The 1,761-nt window shown below is 29.7% G+C and carries 1 protein-coding gene; it reads right to left on the reverse strand.

The window, feature by feature from the left end; all coding sequences use genetic code 11:
- Positions 1-125: 125 nt before the first annotated feature.
- Positions 126-1,550 (reverse strand): amino acid permease, encoded by a 1,425-nt coding sequence (locus tag G3997_RS05595; RefSeq protein WP_296644181.1) that lies wholly within the window; start codon positions 1,548-1,550, stop codon positions 126-128.
- Positions 1,551-1,761 lie beyond the last annotated feature (211 nt).

Below are 1,761 nucleotides of genomic sequence, written 5' to 3' on the forward strand. Positions count from 1 at the left end.
CATAAAATCGCCTCCAATTCAATTTATTTTATATGTATGAGATTAATTATTTAAATGTTAACTATAAAAAATAACCTCAGATATACGTTTAAGTATATCTGAGGTTATTTTCATTCTAAAAATTATTAACTATTTTGTTTAGTTTTTTTATTTCTTTCTCTTTCWGCTARTTTAGGCATTATAAGTCCTAATGCTACAAATACAAAAGGTGTAACTATATTAAGAGTAAGTTGGAATGTGTCTTCTGAATACATTCCCAATATACAAGCAAATGCTGTAAATATAAAACACCATAATCCCATTATAATACCAAGTGTTTTACTCTTTGTAAATCTATACTCTGCACTAAATTTCTCTCCAGCTTTCTTAAGAGCAATGTAAGCTACAAACACCCATAAGTAACGTAGAGGCATACAAACTGAATTTAATTTAACTAACCACTTAACTAAGGCATCAACACTACCTATACCAAATGCAGGTATTATTATTAATATGGAAACTATAACTCCTATAAGTTTGTTTCCATTTATATAGGCCCCATGTTCATTTTTCTTAAACATAGCTTCTGGCATATATTTTCTATCACAACTTTCAAGTAACATACGAAGCGGTGCATCTATTGAAATTATTAATGTYGATACTTGACCAATAAAGTTAGTTAYAGCATATAATATAACAAATAAGTTACCAACATTATAATATTCACCAAGTCTTTGGAATGCATAGTATGCACCATTAGTTAATAAATCTTGAGGTATATTATTTGAATCAAACATCATTCCTAAAGATATTGTTCCAAGTATAGCACAAACTGCTACCATTATTGCTAATGAAATCATACCTTTTGGGAATCCCTTTGAAGGGTCATCCATTTTATTTACATAAGGAGAAATCTTTTCACATCCACCTACTGCAAATACTAATATTGATATGCTTGTAAAATATTTCAAATCAAATGTAGGCATAAATGTTTTTAATGACCAGTCTATATCTATAAAACTACCACCTGTTATAGATGGTGCTGCTATCATAAGCAGTATAAATAGTATAGAYATTACAAACATAGATGTACCTGCTATTGTTGTTATTTTCTTTAAAGGATTCATACCCTTAGTAGCTATAACTAATCYTATCAAGAATACAACTAAACAAGCTACTTGAAGTACTATAGGATTCATACTACTTACAACATTAGATTGGAATATAGCCCAACTTCCTGCTATTATAGCTCCTTGTGGCTTTTGTGATATGTATGGAAGATGAACTACCCAATATGTCCATCCTGCATAATATGCCATTTTAGGACCTATTGTTTCTGAAATCCATGAACTTACTCCACCACCTAATTCTTTAAATGATGACCCAAGCTCTCCAACCATTAATGCATATGGTATAAAATATATTGCAAATATAATTATCCAAGATACAATTGCTTGTAATCCTCCAAATTCAGAGAATCCGTTGATTACATTTCCAAATCCCCATACAGTAGAGAATGCCATAAATGCTAATGTCAACCAAGTTATACTCTTAGTTTTTTCGTTATTCATTCATATCCCCTCTTTATATTATATTTCAATATTATAAACAACTGAATATCTTACTTCATATCATTTATAATGTATTGACCATCTTGTACTTGCTCTATAGAAGTGTTATAGAAAGCTTCTATTGCTTTTATCATATATTCTATATCTTTAGCTCCTGCAGTTTCATAAGTTGAATGYATTGCTAACTGTGCTAAACCTATATCTATARTAT

The sequence above is a fragment of the Romboutsia sp. 13368 genome (assembly GCF_018336475.1).
Taxonomy (GTDB): Bacteria; Bacillota; Clostridia; order Peptostreptococcales; family Peptostreptococcaceae; genus Romboutsia.